General features: G+C 75.8%; 11 protein-coding genes. 6 read left to right on the top strand and 5 right to left on the bottom strand.

Annotated features, from left to right (window positions below; genetic code table 11):
* Window position 1: 1 nt before the first annotated feature.
* Together IE245_RS05085 and IE245_RS05080 are read right to left on the bottom strand one after the other, a co-directional pair.
* Window positions 2-2,086 carry an ABC transporter ATP-binding protein gene (locus tag IE245_RS05085; RefSeq protein WP_229851073.1) on the bottom strand — a complete coding sequence of 695 codons (2,085 nt, stop codon included), beginning with the start codon at window positions 2,084-2,086 and terminating at the stop codon, window positions 2-4.
* Window positions 2,083-3,783: an ABC transporter ATP-binding protein gene (locus IE245_RS05080; protein ID WP_189945499.1), complete on the bottom strand. Its 1,701-nt coding sequence runs from the start codon at window positions 3,781-3,783 to the stop codon at window positions 2,083-2,085. Before IE245_RS05080 ends, IE245_RS05085 begins: the two co-directional genes overlap by 4 nt.
* 255 nt (window positions 3,784-4,038) lie before the next feature.
* On the opposite strand from IE245_RS05080, the gene IE245_RS05075 reads away from it, so the two are divergent.
* The 6 genes from IE245_RS05075 to IE245_RS05050 all read left to right on the top strand — a co-directional run bounded on the left by IE245_RS05075 (window position 4,039) and on the right by IE245_RS05050 (window position 9,591).
* Window positions 4,039-5,106 (top strand): FecCD family ABC transporter permease, encoded by a 1,068-nt coding sequence (locus IE245_RS05075; protein WP_189945498.1) that lies wholly within the window; start codon window positions 4,039-4,041, stop codon window positions 5,104-5,106.
* A gap of 77 nt (window positions 5,107-5,183) precedes the next feature.
* Window positions 5,184-6,224, top strand: coding sequence for a FecCD family ABC transporter permease (locus tag IE245_RS05070; protein WP_373305269.1), 1,041 nt, complete (start codon window positions 5,184-5,186; stop codon window positions 6,222-6,224).
* Complete coding sequence (locus IE245_RS05065) at window positions 6,221-7,093, top strand: ABC transporter ATP-binding protein (protein WP_189945496.1); 873 nt, start codon at window positions 6,221-6,223, stop codon at window positions 7,091-7,093. Before IE245_RS05070 ends, IE245_RS05065 begins: the two co-directional genes overlap by 4 nt.
* Window positions 7,094-7,108: 15 nt before the next feature.
* Window positions 7,109-8,689 (top strand): amidohydrolase, encoded by a 1,581-nt coding sequence (locus IE245_RS05060; protein ID WP_189945583.1) that lies wholly within the window; start codon window positions 7,109-7,111, stop codon window positions 8,687-8,689.
* Entirely contained in the window at window positions 8,677-8,913 is a 237-nt protein-coding gene (locus tag IE245_RS05055; protein ID WP_189945495.1) for a hypothetical protein, read from the top strand. The genes IE245_RS05060 and IE245_RS05055 overlap by 13 nt, the downstream gene beginning before the upstream one ends.
* Window positions 8,914-9,075: 162 nt before the next feature.
* Window positions 9,076-9,591, top strand: a complete 516-nt coding sequence (locus tag IE245_RS05050; protein ID WP_189945494.1) for a GNAT family N-acetyltransferase — start codon at window positions 9,076-9,078, stop codon at window positions 9,589-9,591.
* Window positions 9,592-9,660: 69 nt separating this feature from the next.
* On the opposite strand, the gene argB is transcribed toward IE245_RS05050, so the two are convergent.
* The 3 genes from argB to IE245_RS05035 all read right to left on the bottom strand — a co-directional run bounded on the left by argB (window position 9,661) and on the right by IE245_RS05035 (window position 12,337).
* The gene (gene argB / locus IE245_RS05045) at window positions 9,661-10,467 is read right to left on the bottom strand and encodes an acetylglutamate kinase (RefSeq protein ID WP_229851089.1); all 807 of its coding nucleotides are present in this window, start codon (window positions 10,465-10,467) and stop codon (window positions 9,661-9,663) included.
* A 332-nt stretch (window positions 10,468-10,799) separates the two neighbouring features.
* Entirely contained in the window at window positions 10,800-11,597 is a 798-nt protein-coding gene (locus IE245_RS05040) for an ABC transporter permease (RefSeq protein WP_189945492.1), read from the bottom strand.
* A gap of 35 nt (window positions 11,598-11,632) precedes the next feature.
* Window positions 11,633-12,337: a DUF2470 domain-containing protein gene (locus IE245_RS05035; protein ID WP_189945491.1), complete on the bottom strand. Its 705-nt coding sequence runs from the start codon at window positions 12,335-12,337 to the stop codon at window positions 11,633-11,635.
* Between the last annotated feature and the right edge of the window lie 93 nt (window positions 12,338-12,430).

The raw sequence follows: 12,430 nt of genomic DNA, 5'->3' as shown, positions 1-12,430 counted from the left end.
GCTACCGGGCGCCGGGCGCCGGCCCGGACCCGTCCTCGCCCCCGTCCTCCGGGGCTCCGGCCGTCCGCCGGCTGTCCGACCACGCCGTCCACAGCGCGGCGTAGCGGCCGCCGGCCGCGACGAGTGCGTCGTGGGTGCCGGTCTCGACGACCCGGCCCCCGTCCAGGACGACGACGCGGTCCGCCGCCGCTGCCTGGGGCAGCCGGTGGGCGACCAGCAGGCCCGTGCGTCCTTCGAGGGCGCGGGCCGCGGCCTCCTCCAGGACGCGCGCGCCCGCGCTGCCCGCGTCGGCGGTCGCCTCGTCCAGGATGGCGACGGGCGGGTCCGCGAGCACGAGCCGGGCCAGCGCGAGGTGCTGGGCCTGGGCGACCGTCAGCCGGTGCCCGCCCTCGCCCACGACGGTGGCCAGGCCCTCGGGCAGGGCCCGGGCCCACTCCAGGGCGCCGACGCGGTCGAGCGCCTCCCGCAGCTCCTCGTCCGTGGCCTCCGGCCGGGCCAGCCGGAGGTCCTCGGCCAGCGGACCGGCGAACACGTGGACCTCCTGGCTGATGAGGGTCACCGCGCGCCGGACCCCGTCCGGCCCCAGCTCGCGGACGTCGACCCCGCCGAGGGAGATCGTGCCGCCGGCCGGCCGGTGCACGCCGGCGATGACCTTGGCCAGCGTGGTCTTGCCCGCGCCGCTCGCGCCCACCAGGGCCACCCGCTCCCCGCTGCGCACCTCCAGGTCGACGTCGGTGAGCACGGGGCGCCCGTCCGCGTACGCGTGGCCGAGCCCGGTGACCTCGACCGCGCCGTCGACCGGCGCGACCCCGCCCTCCGGCGCCGGCTCGGCGGCCAGGTTCGCGACGCCGATCAGGCGGGCGAGGCTGGCGCCCGCCGACTGGGCGTCGTCGATGAGGAAGAGCGCGGCGTTGACGGGGTTGAACAGGCTGTGGAAGTACAGGGCGGCGGCGGTGGCCGTGCCGATGCTCACCGAGCCGTTCCGGACGAGCAGGAAGCCGGTGCCGAGCATGGCGGCGAGGCCGATGAACTCGGCGAGGTTCAGCCGGGAGAAGAAGCCGGTGACGATGTGCAGCCCCCGCAGCGCCACGTCGCGCGCGGCGCCCGACCGGTCCTCCAGGAGGGTGGCGTGCCGGTCGTTCAGCCGGAAGGCGCGGACGGTGCGCACCCCGCCGATGCTGTCGAGCAGCTGGTGCTGGAGCGCGCCCGTGGCGACGCGGTGCTCGGCGTACACGGGGGCGGCCCGCCGCAGGTACCAGCGGACGGACAGCACCTGGACGGGCAGGGCGAGGAGCGCGGCGAGGAGGAACCGCCCGTCCAGGACGGCGAGTCCGACCAGGGTGAGGACGATGGTGAGCGCGGAGCGGGTGAACTCGGGCAGGGCCTGGCGCACCGACTTGGCGATCACGGAAACGTCGCTGGTGACCCGGGAGACGAGGTCTCCGGAGCCGGCCGCCTCGACGCGTTCGAGGGGCAGCCGGAGCGCCCGCTCGATGAACCGCTCGCGCACGGCGGCGAGGACCGTCTCGCCGAGCCGGGCCACCAGGGCGCTGCCGAACGCGGCGGCGACGCCCCGCGCCAGCGCCACCACGACGAGCAGCACCAGGGGCACCGTCAGGGCGCCGGGCCCCTCGCGGTCCACCACCAGGTCGACGATGTGGCCGAGCAGCGGGGCGGTCAGCAGGCCGATCCCGGTCCCGGCGACCAGGACGAGGACGGCGGCGACGACCAGGAGCCGGTGGCCGCGCAGGATCGCCCGGAGCGCGGCCGCGCTCTCCGCGCCGCTCGCCGTCGGCAGCAGCGCGCGGTCCGGGCGGCGCGCGCGGTCGGAGGGGTCCGTGCGGTCGGAGGGGGCCGTGCGGTCCGACGGGGCTGTGCGGTCAGGGCGCTGCCCGCGGTCGGACGGGTCCGTGCGGTCCGGCCGACGGCCGTGTTCCGACGGGTCCGACCGGTCCGTGCGGTCCGTGCGGTCCGTGCGGTGCGGTTCGTGCGTGTCGGTCGCGCTCATGTCCGTCTCCGCCTCCGTGTTCCCCGTCGTGCCCGTCGTCCCGGCGAGGCCCGTGCCGTCCCCGTGCACGGCGGTCATCCGAGCACCGCCGCGCGGTAGGTCTCGTCGCCGGCGACGAGCGCGGTGTGCGCGCCGTCGGCCGTCACCGTCCCCCCGTCGAGGACGACCACCCGGTCCGTCACCGCGAGGAGGGCCGGACTGGTGGTGATCAGGACCGTGGTGCGCCCCTGCCGGACGTCCCGCAGCCGGGCGGCGATCCGGGACTCGGTGACGGTGTCCACGGCGGTCGTCGGGTCGTGCAGGACGAGGACGGGGCGGTCGGCGGCGAGCGCCCGGGCCAGCGCGACGCGCTGGCGCTGGCCGCCGGAGAGGGACCTGCCGCGTTCGGCGAGCACCGTGTCCGCGCCGTCGGGCAGCAGCCGGGCCACCTCGTCCGCCGTGGAGGCGGTGAGGGCGGCGTCGACGGCCTCCGCGCCGGTGCCGGCGGCGCCCGCCCGCACGTTCTCCAGCAGGCTGCTCTCGAACAGGTCGGCGTCGTGGGGGGCGACGAGGACCGAGCGGCGCAGCCGGTCGGGGTCGAGCTCGGTCAGGGGGACGCCGTCGAGTTCGACGCGTCCGCCGGCCGGGTCCGCCTCGCGGGCGAGGGCGAGGAGCAGGTCGTGGGCGACGGCCGGGTCCCGGGTCACGACGCCGGTGAGGCTGCCGGCCGGGAGGTCGAGGTCGATCCCGCGCAGCGAGCCGAGCCGGACGTCCCGCAGCCGGACGTGCCCGGCCGCGGTGCCGGCCGGGGCCCGGTCGCCGCCGTCGACGGCGGCGGGGGAGGCGAGGACCTCGGCGATCCGCCGGGCGGAGGCGCGCGCCTGGGCGAACTCGGCGTTGGAGTAGGCGAGCAGCTGGAAGGGACCGAGGAGGAACTGCGCCAGGCCGACCGCGGCGACCAGGTCGCCGACGCTGATGCTCCCGCGCATCGCGAGGTAGGCGCCGGTGATGCCGATGACCGCGATGAAGACGCCGGTCAGGGCGAGCAGCGCCCCCTCGTGTCCGGCGCGGCTGCGGGCCGCCCGCAGCGCGGCGGCGAGGGAGTCCTGGCTGGTGGTGCGGTAGCGGGCCACGGCGGCGGACTCGGCGCCCATGCCCTTGAGGACGCGGAGTCCGGAGACCAGGTCGGCGGCGACGCCGGAGGCGTGCGCGGCGCTCTCCTGTTCGGCCTCGCTGCGCCGTTCCAGGGGCCGGCTGATGCGGTGGCCGAGCCACAGCAGCGGCGGGATGCCGAGCAGGACGAGCAGGCCGAGCGGTACGGAGATCCTCAGCAGGGCGACCGCGCTGACCACGAGCGCGGCGATCGCCGCGCAGCCGTAGGGGAGGACGGTGGCGACCGAGCCGACGCGGCGGGCGTCGTTGGTGGCGATGCTGGTCAGCGCGCCCGGGAGCCGGTGCGCGTCGGCCCCGCCGCGCGGGTCGAGCACCCGGGCGCCGAGTTCGAGCCGCAGCCGGTGCGCGGCGTGTTCGCCGGCTCCCTCGGCGATCCGGGCGCTGGTCCGGTAGCAGGTGGACAGGACGAGGAAGAGGACGCCGAGCACCAGGAGCCACCGCAGGAGCGCCGGCGTGGACCCGGTGGCGACGGCCGTGTCGATGGCGGCGCCGATGACGACGGGCACCAGCGCCTCGCACGCCTGGTGGGTCATGCCGAGCAGGGACGCCGAGACGACCCTCCGGCGTTGTCCTCTGACGGCATCGCGGAGGACGAGCCCCCCGGTCGGTCCTCCGACTGGCATGTGGCCCTCCGTGGGGAGTCTGGGAAGTTAGGTAAGGCTACTCTAAGATCGAGACCGCTCGTGCGGAGGTCGAACGCCTCTGCGGAGAGGGGTTTCGTGTTCCATCTCCCCCTGTTTTCAGGTGCGTTGACCCTCCCTCCACGTTCGGTTAGCCTCGCCTAAGTTGCAAGACCCATACGCGCCGAGTCGCTGCCCCGTCCCTCCCGCACCCGAACGATCGCGGTACGCGTGCACCGCCGTCAGGGGGAATTGTCGTTGCCGGTCGAAACCCAGGCGGTGCCCGACGAGGAGGCCGCCCCCGCCGTCCCGCCCGAGCCCCGCGGCACCACCACGGCGCTGCGGAGCGCCGGGCTGCTCGCCGTGGTCGCCGCTCTCGTCCTCGTCGGCCTGCTCAGCGTGTGGACGGGGACGCGCGGAATCCCCTTCACCGCCACGTGGAGCGCGCTCTGGCACCCCGACGGCTCCGAGACCTCGGTCATCATCCACGACTACCGCATCCCCAGGACCGTGCTCGGACTGCTCGTCGGCGCGGCCCTCGGCCTGTCCGGAGCGCTGATGCAGGCGCTGACCCGCAACCCGCTCGCCGAGCCCGGTCTCCTCGGGATCAGCCTGGGCTCCTCGACCGGGGTCGTCACCGCCATCGCCTTCCTGGGCATCGGCTCGGTCCTGGGCTACGTGTGGTTCGCCCTGGCCGGCGCGGCCCTCGCCTCGGCCGTCGTGTACCTCCTGGGCTCCTCGGGGCGGAAGGTCGCCACGCCGGACCGGCTGGTCGTCGCCGGCGCGGCCGTCACCGCCGTGCTGTACGCCTTCAACTCGGCCGTCCTGCTGCTGAATCCGCGCGCCTTCGACCAGTTCCGGTTCTGGACGGTGGGCTCGCTCGCCGGCCGGTACCTCGACGTCGTGTACGTGATCCTCCCCTTCGTCGTCGTCGGCCTGCTCGTCGCCCTGGTCCTCGGCCCCGCGCTCAACGCCCTCGCCCTGGGCGACCAGATGGGCCGCGCCCTCGGCGTGAACGTCCACCGCACCCGGATCCTCGGCGCCGTGGGCGTCGTGCTGCTGTGCGGCGCCGCGACGGCCGCCGCCGGCCCGATCGCCTTCGTCGGGCTCGTCGTCCCGCACATCGCCCGCTTCGTCGTCGGCCCGGACCAGCGCTGGGTGCTCGCCTACTCGATGGCGCTCGCCCCGGTCCTGCTCGTCGGGGCCGACGTCGTGGGCCGCGTGATCGGCGCCCCCGGCGAGGTCCAGGTGGGCATCGTCACCGCGTTCATCGGCGCCCCCGTGTTCCTGGCGCTGTGCCGCCGTCGGAAGCTGGTCATGCTGTGAGCGCCGCACGCGGGGGCGGGACCGCCCCGCACCCCGGATCCCCGCGCGCGTCGGGCCGGTTCGCCCACCGGCCGCGGGTGATCACCGGAACGGTCCTGCGCACCCCGGCCGGCGGGCTGTCCGTACGGGTCCGGGGCAGGACGCTGGCCGTGACGGCCGCGATCCTCCTCGCCCTCCTCGCCGTCGCGCTCGTCTCGCTGACCACCGGAGACTACGAACTGACCGTCGCGGAAGTGCTGCGGGCCCTCGCCGGCGGGGACTCCGGAGGCGCCGACTTCATCGTCAACACCCTGCGCCTGCCCCGGCTGCTGACCGCCCTGGCCGTGGGCGCCGCCCTCGCCGTCAGCGGCGCCCTCCTCACCAGCCTCACCGGCAACGCGCTGGGCAGCCCGGACATCATCGGCTTCACCAACGGCTCCGCCGTCGGCGCCCTCACCGTCATCATCGTGCTGCACGGCAGCATGACCCAGATCGCGACCGGCGCCCTGATCGGCGGCCTCGCCACCGCCGCCGCCGTCCACCTCCTCATGCTGGGCCGCGGCCTCCAGGGCTTCCGGCTGGTCGTCATCGGCATCGGCGTCAGTGCGCTGCTGCTCGCCGTCAACTCGTACCTGATCACCCGGGCGACCTTCCAGGAGGCCCTGGAGGCCCAGGCGTGGCTGATCGGAAGCCTGGGCAACCGCGGCTGGACGCACGCGAACGCCATCCTGATCGCGGTCGCCGTCCTCCTCCCGCCCGCCTTCCTCCTCTCCCGCCGGCTCGCCATGGTGGAGATGGGCGACCTCACCGCCACGGCCCTCGGCGTCGACGTCGCCCGCACCCGCGCGGTGCTGCTCCTCGTCAGCGTCGCGCTGGCCGCCTTCGCCACGGCCGTGACCGGACCCATCTGGTTCATCGCCCTGGCGGCACCCCAGCTCGCCCGACGCCTCACCCGCACCGCGGGGCCCGCCCTGCTGCCCGCCGCGCTCATGGGCGCGCTGCTCCTCGCGGCGAGCGACCTCGCCGCGCAGCGCCTCTTCGCCCCGGCCCTCCTCCCGGTGGGCACCGCCACCGGAACCATCGGCGGGCTCTACCTCATCTGGCTGTTGATCACCGAGTCGCGAAAGAGCCGCGCATGACCGGAACGAACACCCCGACGCCCCGGCTGCGCGCCGAGGACCTGACGCTCTCCTACGACCGGCGGACGGTGGCCGACCACCTCGGCGTCGCCATCCCCGACCGCTCCTTCACCGTGATCATCGGACCCAACGCCTGCGGCAAGTCCACCCTCCTCAAGGCCCTCGCGCGGATGCTCAAGCCCCGCGCCGGGCAGGTCTACCTCGACGGCGCCGCCCTCTCCTCGTACCGTTCGCGCGAGGTCGCCCGCCGCATCGGACTCCTGCCGCAGACCTCCACCGCGCCCGGCGGCATCACCGTCGGCGACCTCGTCGCCCGCGGCCGCTACCCCCACCAGGGCATGCTCAGGCAGTGGTCCGCCGAGGACGAGACGGCCGTCGTGGAGGCGATGCGGCAGACCGGCGTCCTGGAGCTCGCCGACCGCCCCGTCGACGACCTCTCCGGCGGCCAGCGTCAGCGCGTCTGGCTCTCCATGGTGCTCGCCCAGCAGACCTCGCTGCTGCTCCTCGACGAGCCCACCACCTTCCTCGACATCGCCCATCAGGTCGACGTCCTCGACCTGTGCGCCGAACTGCACGCCCGCAAGGGCCACACGGTCGTGGCGGTGCTCCACGACCTCAACCAGGCGTGCCGCTACGCCACCCACCTCATCGTGATGCGCCCCGGCGGCACGATCGCCGCCCAGGGCGCCCCCGCCGACGTCATGACCGCCGACCTGGTCGAGGACGTGTTCGGGCTGCCCTGCCGCATCATCGACGACCCCGAGACCGGTACGCCCCTGATGGTGCCCGTAGCGCCCAAGCGGTTCGCGCCGGAGGACCCCGAAGGCGGCGCCCCCGCCACCGACGCCGTGATGGCCGAACGACGCTAGGACGGACCGCCCATGATGCTCTGCGCCAGGCTGACGAACGGGAACATCCTCACCATGGACCCGGACCACCCGGTCGCCCACGACCTGGGCATCTGGCACGGCCGCGTCGCCGGCCTGGACGAGGCCGTGACCGCCCTGCCCGCCCGGGAGGTCGTCGACCTCCAGGGGGCCACCGTGCTCCCCGGGTTCATCGACAGCCACGTGCACCTGTCGTGGACCGGCCTGAAGGCGCGCACCCCCGACATCACCGGCCTCACCCGGATCGACGACGTCCTCGCCGCCGTGGCGGACGCGGCGTCCCGCCGCGAGGCCGGCGCCTGGGTCAGCATCGGCGGCTACGACCAGCGGGCCCTCGGCCGGCACCTCACCGCCGCCGAACTCGACACCGTCGGCCAGGGCCGCCGCGTCTTCCTCATGCACGACTCCGGCCACGCCTGCGTCGTCAACACCGCCGTGCTCGACCTGATCCCGGCCGACGTCCCCCACGAGGACGGCCTCCTCGTCGAGAGCGCCATGGGCGCCGTACGCAGGCTCCGCCTGCCCCACTCCCAGGCCGAACTCGCCGACGCCGTCGAGCACGCCGGCCGCGTCTGCCTCTCGGAGGGCGTCACCGCCTGCGCCGAGGCCGGGATCGGCGGCGGCCTGCTCGGCCACAGCCCGGTCGAACTCGGCGCCTACCAGCTCCTGCGGGACGAGGGCCGGCTGCCGCTGCGGGTCCAGCTCATGCCGGGCGGCGACACCCTGAGGCCCGCCGGGGCCCACGCGCGTGACGGCATCCCGCGCGCCCTCGACCTCGGCCTGCGCACCGGCTTCGGCGACGACTGGCTCTCCGTCGGCGCCCTCAAGATCTACACCGACGGCGGCATGATGGCGCGGACGGCCGCCCTCACGGAGCCGTACGAGGGGATGGGCGACCACACCGGGCAGCTCCAGGACGACCCGGAACGCCTCACGGACCTCATCGTCGACGGGCACCTCGGCGGCTGGCAGCTCGCCGTGCACGCCATCGGCGACCGGGCGGCCGACCTCGCCCTCGACGCCCTGGAGCGGGCGCAGAAGCTGCGCCCCCGCCCCGACGCCCGCCACCGCGTCGAGCACGCCGGGCTGATCCGCCCCGACCAGCTCCCGCGCTTCGCCGCGCTCGGCGTCAGCGCGGTCGTCCAGCCCCACTTCCTCCGCTCCTTCGGCGACGACTACGCCGCCGTGATGGGGGAGCGCCGCGCCCCCTGGATGTACCGGGGCCGGGCCTTCCTCGACCACGGCGTGACCCTCGTCGGCAGCTCCGACCGGCCCGTCACGGACGGCGCGCCGCTGCGGGCGATCCAGTTCATGGTCGAGCGCGCCTCCGCCTCGGGCGCCCTCATCGGTCCCGACGAGGGCATCACGGTCGAGGAGGCCCTGCGGGCGTACACCGTCGCGGGCGCCCACGCCTGCCGCTGGGACGACAGCGCGGGCACCCTCACCCCCGGCAAGCGGGCCGACCTGGTCGTCCTCGGCGACGACCCGCGCCGCGTCGATCCCCCCCGGATCGGGGACATCGAGGTCGTGACGACGTTCGTGGACGGCCGGGACACGAAGGGGTCGTGGGCGAAGTGACCGGACGGGCGGACGGGCTCGACGCGTGGGCGCACCTCTGGCGGGCGCCCGGGGACCCGCCCCGCCGGGTCGTCTGGACGGCGGCGGGGGAGACCCTGGTCTTCGACGTGGAACTGAACGTCCCCGCCCCCGTGGAGGACGCGCTGCTCCCGGAGGTCGTCCGGCGCATGCGCGCGGCCGGGGCCCCGGAGAGCGACGACTACCCGGGCCGCGCGTGCGCGTAGGCGCCCACGCGCACGCGCGGTTCACACGGCCCACTTGGCTCGCAGGAAAGGTAAGGCTAACCTAACTCTCGTGCGTCTCGCCGGAGTCGCGCGGCGGTCCGACCACCCCCGGCTCCGCCGGGGAGCCCCTCCGCGCACGGTGGAACCCGAGGAAGGAACGCCTTGACCACGGCACCGCCACGTCCCGTCGCGCCGCCCCCCGCGCCCCGCCCGACCGCCGCCGCACCCGGGTTCACCGTGCGGGCGGCCCGCCGGGACGAAGGCCCGCGACTCGCGGCCCTCTCCCGCCCCTTCGTCCGCACGGGGGCCCTGCGCGAGCGCCCGCTCTCCCTCTACCTCGCGCGGGCGTCCGACTTCCTCGTCGCCGAGGGGCCCGACGGCGCCCTCGAAGGCTGCCTCGGGCTGCGCGAACACCCGGGTGCCGGAGTGCTGTACAACTTCTGCGTCGCCCCGTACCGCCAGGGATCGGGCCTGGGCGGCCACCTGCTGCAGGCGGCGACGGCCAGGGCCGTGAACCGCGCGCTCGCGACCCTGTTCACGGCGACGACCGGCAGCGGCCGCCTCTTCCTCCGCCACGGCTTCACGCCCGTCCGCCCGAGCCTGGCCCCGGCCGCGTGGGCGCGGTCCCTGGATCCGGGCCGCGGCGCCCGGGTGCTGGCCCGCGCCCTGGCGACCTGAGGACCCGCGACGGGCCCGCGGCGCCGGGGAGCGCGGGCGGCCCGGTGGGCGGGGCGGGCGCGCCGGCGCTCACGCGCGGGCCTCCTGGCGGGCGGGGGCGCCGGACGGCTCGTCCGGGACGATGGTGGTGCCCCGGGCGTCCGCCGAGAACAGGCCGTGCAGCACCGCGTGCGGCAGCCGCCCGTCGAGGACCTGGGCCCGGCCCACGCCCGCGCGCACGGCCCGCAGGCAGCCCTCCATCTTCGGCACCATGCCGCTCGCGAGCCCCGGAAGCAGCGTTCCCAGCTCCGTGGCCGTCAGGCGCCCGATCACCTCGGTGCCGTGCGGCCAGTCCGCGTACAGGCCGTCGACGTCGGTGAGCACCACCAGCCGGTCGGCGCCGAGGGCGACCGCCAGGGCGGACGCGGCGAGATCGGCGTTGACGTTGTACACCTGGCCGTCCGCGCCGCGCGCGACCGGGGAGACGACCGGGACGAGTCCCCCGTCCAGCATCGCCCGCGCGGTCTCCGGCGACACGGCCACGATGTCGCCCACGAGGCCGATGTCCACGAGCCGTCCGCCCACCGAGGCCGGGCGCCGTACGGCGGTCAGCAGGCGGGCGTCCTCGCCCGACAGGCCCACGGCGTACGGGCCGTGGGCGTTGAGCGCGCCGACGAGCTCCCGCTGGATCCGGCCGGTCAGGACCATCCGGACCACGTCCATGGCCTCCGGTGTGGTCACCCGCATGCCCGCCTCGAAGCGGACCTCCAGGCCGAGCCGGTCGAGCATCGCGCTGATCTGTGGGCCGCCGCCGTGCACCACGACCGGCAGCAGGCCGGCGTCCCGCAGCTCCGCGACATCGCGGGCGAACGCCTCCAGGAGCGCCCCGTCCACCATGGCGTTGCCGCCGAACTTGACCACGACCGTGCGGCCCCGGAGCTCCTCGCGCGGGTCCGGCCCCCGGCGCGCCGTCAGGGACGGGGCGGGGCGGCCGGATTCCTCGGTCCCGGCGGCGGCGCCGCCCGCAAGGGATTCCCGGGCAGCGGTCACGGAGCCACTCCATTCGTGGGCGGCCCGGCCGTTTCCGGCGGGCCGAGGGCGACGTTCGTGCTCGGCGCCGCCCACCGGCGGCGCCCTTGCCCGGGTGGTCGATCGCGCGCACGCGGGCGGGCCGGGGCGCCCGTCGGGCGCCCCAACTCAGGTAAGGCTAGCTTTAGTTGAAACGCGTGTCACGCCTTCGTGTCCGCCCCGTGGCCGGGTCGGCGGTGGATCCGGCCGCGGGCGGCCAGTTCCAGGGTCAGGGCGATGGCGAGCGCCTCGACGGCGAGCAGGGCGACGAGCACGAACAGCTGGACCGCGCCGGCCGCGACGGGGGAGGCGCCGCCGAGGAGCATGCCGACGAAGGCTCCCGGCAGCGTCACCAGGCCGACGGTGCGGGTCTGGTCCAGGGCGGGCAGCAGCGCGTCCGAGGCGGCCGCGCGGGCCACTTCGAGCCGCGCCTCCCGCTCCGGGAGGCCGAGCGCGAGCCCGGCCTCCACCTCGCCGTGCCGCTGGTCGAGTTCGTCCAGCGCCCGGCGCCCGGCGAGGACCGTCGCCGTCAGCGCACCGCCGATGAGGATCCCGGCCACCGGGACGACGGCGAGGCCGGGCACGGTCAGCAGTCCCGCCGCGACGAGCCCGGCGACGGTGGGCACCACGGGGGCCGCGATCGGCAGGGCCGCCCACCACCAGGTCCCGTTCCGGGTGATGCGGCGTCCGGCGGTCCGGGTCGCGACGGAGAGCATCAGGAGGAGGAACCCGATCAGGCTCGCGGTGCGGTGGACGGCCCAGCCGATCACCGCGGACACCGCGGCGAGTTGCGCCGCCGCCCGCAGCCCGGCGGTCACGATCCCGCGGGCCCGCCCGGACGATCCGTCCGGTGACAGCCGGAACAGCGCCACCGCCCCGGTGGCCACGAGGAGCAGGACGACGAGGGCCGCGGCGAGCGAGGCGTCGACGGGCAGCAGGGTTTCGGCGGCGAGGAGCATGGCCCATCGCTACCCCACGGCGCGGGCGTCCTCGCTCAGGCGGACAGGTGGGAGTGGGCGGCGCGCCGCGCGGCGGTCAGGACGGCGTGGATCTGGAGGCCGACCTGGTCGACCTCGGTGATCGCGGTGGGGAACGGCAGCCGCACGTCGTGGTGCCTGGTGGCGTGTTCGAGGCGCAGGGTGATGCCGTAGCGGTCGATCGCGAGGGGCAGGGCGCGTTCGAGGCCCTGCGTGAGGCCCGGACCGGCGAGGCGCAGCAGGCGGGTGACCAGGTCGGGGTGGTCGGCGACGAGGTGGTGGAGCATGGCCGCCTCGCAGCCCGCCAGCGGGTCGGTCTCCGCCGCCTCCAGCTGGGTCAGGGGGACGTACGTGCGGCCCTCGGCGTCCTCCAGGACGGCCTGGCCGAGCTGTACGCACGTGCTCTCGGCGGTCTCGGGGCGGTAGGGCGCCGCCACGAGGCCCGTGAGCGTCACGCGGGCGCGCAGCCGGTCGCGTACGGGCGCGGGCGCGATGTCGGTGAGCTCCACGCGGATCGGAACGCGGGGCGTCCCGTCGCCCGGGCCGACGTCGTCGGAGGGTTCGTGGAGGTGGAGGCGGCCCATCGCGGCCGTGCCGTCGAGGCTGTGGACCTCGTGGCGGCGGCCGTCGGCCACGACGGTCATGGAGTGGGCCACCGTGATGATCGACCGCATCCGCTCGGCGGGAGTCGGACCCGTGGTACGGGTGGGACGGAGGCGCATGGGTGCTCCAGGGGCGTCGAGGCACAATTACTTAGGCAAGCCTAACCTAACTGTAAGGCGGGGGTGGGCGGAAGACCCGGATCCACCCCCGTG

The organism is Streptomyces roseolus (genome assembly GCF_014649855.1).
Classification (GTDB): domain Bacteria; phylum Actinomycetota; class Actinomycetes; order Streptomycetales; family Streptomycetaceae; genus Streptomyces; species Streptomyces roseolus.
The sequence above is the reverse complement of the archived record's forward strand: the minus strand, read 5'-3'. Positions and strand labels throughout refer to the sequence as shown.